Origin of the sequence: Lentibacillus sp. (assembly GCF_035301675.1) — a bacterium.
Classification (GTDB): Bacteria; Bacillota; Bacilli; order Bacillales; family Amphibacillaceae; genus Lentibacillus.
On sequence record NZ_DATGTT010000086.1, the window covers coordinates 1 to 4,043 of the forward strand.

The following is a 4,043-nucleotide window of genomic DNA, read 5'->3' on the forward strand; positions in this document are numbered from 1 at the left end:
TTCAAATCTTTTCCCAGACGATTGCTTACATACCCGATGATCTCCTTCGCCTGATAAGCCACATCAAGACTCGAATCCTCGATGACATAATGCTGATTGACTCTTAGCTTGGCGCCCATTAAGTGCATGGTGATATAGCCAATTTCATCATTTGGAATCGTCATATCAAGATCAGCTTCTAAATCATGAATCAGTTTTTTCGCGATAGCAAACTCGCTCGTCCGACTCATATCGCGCGAATAATCTTGATCAAATTCGATTGTATCGCCTTTCTGCAATCGTTCAATTGCTAACGCGAGTTGAACGACCAGCCCGATATTGGCACTGTCTGCCAAGTCATAGCGGAGCTCATCCCTGGCCTGTGCCACCCGTTGTTCAATGATGCTTAATTTTTCGGGGTTAACCAGCCCAAGCAGCCGGTCGGATATAGCATTGGTCTTAAGCGATTGTGTTCGCTGCTTTAAAAATGACACCATTTCGGAAGTATTCACGTGTTCCGAAATCAGACTGCTGATCGCTGCTCGCTTATCCGCTTCCCTGCCTTCAATCCTGACACCGTAGCCCCTTCTTCTAATCAGCTGGAGCTTATAATGTGCAAGTTCTTTTTCTAATTGATCCAAATCATGACTGACCGTTGCGGTTGTCACGTTCAAATTTGCTGCAAGGGCGAACAGTTTAACCGGTTCATCCGCTTCCAGAAGCGTTGATAAAATAATCGTCTGCCGCTCTTCAGGGGTGAACTCAGACCACGGTGTTCCCGCGATTTCTGCGAGTAGGTGTTTTTTGTCAGTCTGTGCCCCGGAAATTTGCAGGCCGACACCTGATTGTTTGTTGATCCCCAGGTTGTAATCAAACAAAATACGCTCAATATTGGCTAAATCCCTATGGACAGTACGCTCACTGACATCAAGCGTAGCAGCGATTGTTTTAATTGTGACAGCTTCCTGTGCTTCCAATAAATATTCAAGCATTTTACGCTCACGGCCTGACAGGTACAAACGGTTCACCTCCCTTGCAAAGGTAGAATCAAACCTAGATTTAGCATACCGCGCACTGACCGCCTCGCACAAGTTCGCGGGGCTCTCGCACGAGTTTAAGACGTTCTCGCTCAAGTTCGAAGTCCTCCCGCACAAGTTGAGGCTGCTCTCGCTCAAATTCAAGCCACCGCCGCACACATTCGAGCGACTACTGCACAAATCAAGGCCGCTCTCGCACGAGTCCCATATGAAGCGCTCGCCGGATTCAAACCATTTTATTGAAGATTTTTGGCAAAAGCCAAAAATCCCCTATAACAAAGAACAATGTCGTGTATTGATATTATTGTTTCAGACGCTCAGTCAGCTCATCATATTTCGGGCTGTTCAAGAAATTTTCCACCGAAATATGTTCGGCACTCGGTAATTTTTCCTTTGCCTGATCGGTTAAGTCTTTATGCGTAATGACGATATCCGCATCATCCGGGATCGCCTTGATTGCTGTGTTGCTTACATCGATATTTTCAACTTCCGCTTTCTTGAATTTGTTCTTCAACAACGATGCACCCATCGCACTCGAGCCCATGCCGGCATCACAAGCGAAAATGATTTTGTCGACATCGCCTGCAGATTTTACATCAGACGCTTCAGCCGTTTGATCGCTTTCGACTGGCGCTTTTTCTTCATCCTGTTTAAGGGTGCCGGCCACCGAACTCTCCTTACCTTTCATTTCTTCCATTTTACCAGTTGCCCCGGTCAGGTCCTCATCATCTGATTTGCTTGTCTTTAATATGAACGCCGCAATCAAGAAAGATACAACTGCTGCTATAATCACACCTGCCAATACGCCAAGGTAGTTGCCCTGAGGTGTCATAGCTAATACTGCGAAGATACTTCCCGGTGATACCGTTGCAACAACGCCAGCATTAAAGATCGAGAACGTGAACACACCACTTATGCCACCGCCGATGACTGCCAGCAATAGAGCGGGCTTCATCAGCACATACGGGAAGTAAATTTCATGAATTCCGCCCAAGAACTGAATGATTGCCGCACCAGGCGCAGAACTTTTGGATGTACCTTTACCGAAAATAGAAAATGCGAGCAGAAGGCCAAGGCCCGGTCCAGGATTCGTCTCCAACAGCAGCAAAATGGATTTGCCCGTTTCAGTGACCTGATCGAGGCCAATCGGACTTAAAATACCATGATTAATCGCATTGTTCAGAAATAATACTTTTGCCGGTTCAATAATAATGCTGGCAAGCGGCAGCAACCCGGCATTAACAATGACTTCAACTCCAGCTGCCAATGCATTATTAAGTCCTTCAACCAGTGGGCCAATCAGCCTGACCGCAATGCCTGCAATGATTGCACCCAGGATGCCAGCTGAGAAGTTGTTATAAAGCATTTCAAATCCGGAACGAATCTTATCCTGGAACAAGTCGTCCACTTTTTTCATCAGATAGCCGCCTAATGGTCCCATGACCATGGCACCTAAGAACATCGGTATATCAGCACCGACGATCACACCCATCGTGGCAATTGCACCAACGACACCTCCACGCTTATCAAATACCAGCTGACCGCCAGTATAACCAATCAAAAGCGGCAGAAGGTAATTAATCATCGGATCGACTAATGTCGCCAGCTGTTCATTTGGTATCCAGCCATCCGGGATAAACAGCGCGGTAATGATACCCCACGCAATAAATGCGCCTATATTCGGCATAATCATACCGCTCAAAAAACCGCCAAAGCGCTGTACTTTTGTACGGAGACCTTTTTCCGCCATCGTTATATACTCCTTTCAGGTTGTAGTTTTATCATGTAAAAGTTCTATCTTTAGCGTACAGCGCGCTGGCAGCGTATTCAATCTAATCTTAATGGTGTTTTGTCATGGGAGATGGTGACATGATTTAATAGTGGAGAATTTCGGCAGGTGCCGAAATTGAGCATTTTGATGGTGAGTTCGATTGATTTGGGCGAGGTGTCGATCGTTTTGATTCTGTTCTCGCACGATTTGGGTGGAGTGTCGCATGGTTTGTGCCACGCGCCGCACGGTTTGAAATTGATCTCGCATGATTTGACCGGTGCGTCGCACGTTCTGATGCCGTTCTCGCACGATTTGAGTATCCTGCAAAAGTACATAAAACGCTCGCCCAGATCCAAACCATTTTAAGGAAGGTTTTCGGCTGCTGCCGAAAACCAACATTCTTCAATACGCTATCTATAGCGTTAGCAATCACGATATTGTGAACATATAAATATCATTTTCCGTTAAGATGGATGCCGTCTACAGCATAACCACTTTGTTTAATCAAACGTTTGTTTAATAATTTAAAAGCACCGATTGAAGAACAATTAACGACATTCGTAGTCTTTGTTGAGAGGTGTATCCCCGCCGGCCTTTTATGAAAAGCACTGCTTGCCAAAGGCTAATCACCTTAACACTGAGGAGGTTGTCTATTGACACGTCAGCTTATTTTAGCGTCATCGTCACCAAGAAGAAAAGAGCTGCTGCAGCAGGTAAATATACCATTTACCATTCGAAAACAGGATGCCGATGAATCCCGCATAACGGAAATAGATCCAACGAAAAAAGTAACAGCACTGGCTAAGCTGAAAGGAAGAAATGTGGATATCCAGCATGAGAATGAACTTATTTTAGCCGCTGATACCGTCGTTTCCTATCAGAATCAAATATTCGGCAAGCCCGAAACAGAATCGGAAGCCTTGCAAATGTTATCCGCTTTAAGCGGACAAGTTCACGAGGTACATACCGGGGTTATGCTGCGGACAGACCAGGAGGAACGTGTATTCACAGAAAAAACAGCCGTCGAGTTTTGGCCGTTGACCGATAGGGAGATTGAACGCTACATCGCCACGCGGGATCCATTTGATAAAGCGGGTGCCTATGGAATACAAGGTCCAGGCGCCGTGTTGGTCAAACTGATCAGAGGTGATTATTATAATGTCGTCGGCCTGCCGATATCAAGGGTCGTGCGGGAACTCAAACCGTTCATGGAAGACTAGGGATGGGAGCGATTCTCCAGACATTCCGGTTATAAC

The 4,043-nt window shown here is 46.0% G+C and carries 3 protein-coding genes; 1 reads left to right on the forward strand and 2 read right to left on the reverse strand.

Features of this window, described 5'->3' with window-relative positions; genetic code table 11:
* Together VK097_RS13385 and VK097_RS13390 are read right to left on the reverse strand one after the other, a co-directional pair.
* Positions 1–998 (reverse strand): BglG family transcription antiterminator (locus tag VK097_RS13385; RefSeq protein ID WP_324212298.1); only part of this gene is annotated, 998 nt, incomplete at its 3' end.
* Positions 999–1,317: 319 nt separating this feature from the next.
* A complete protein-coding gene (locus VK097_RS13390) occupies positions 1,318–2,766 on the reverse strand; it encodes a PTS mannitol transporter subunit IIBC (protein WP_324212299.1) in 1,449 nt (482 codons plus the stop codon).
* Between the two features lie 674 nt (positions 2,767–3,440).
* Here VK097_RS13390 and VK097_RS13395 point away from each other — a divergent pair.
* Positions 3,441–4,007 carry a Maf family protein gene (locus VK097_RS13395; RefSeq protein ID WP_324212300.1) on the forward strand — a complete coding sequence of 189 codons (567 nt, stop codon included), beginning with the start codon at positions 3,441–3,443 and terminating at the stop codon, positions 4,005–4,007.
* Positions 4,008–4,043 lie beyond the last annotated feature (36 nt).

Coding starts and splice junctions, on each gene's coding strand:
- VK097_RS13390 (WP_324212299.1), bottom strand. CDS start 2,766: ATGGCGGAAAAAGGTCTCCGTACAAAAGTACAGCGCTTTGGCGGTTTT.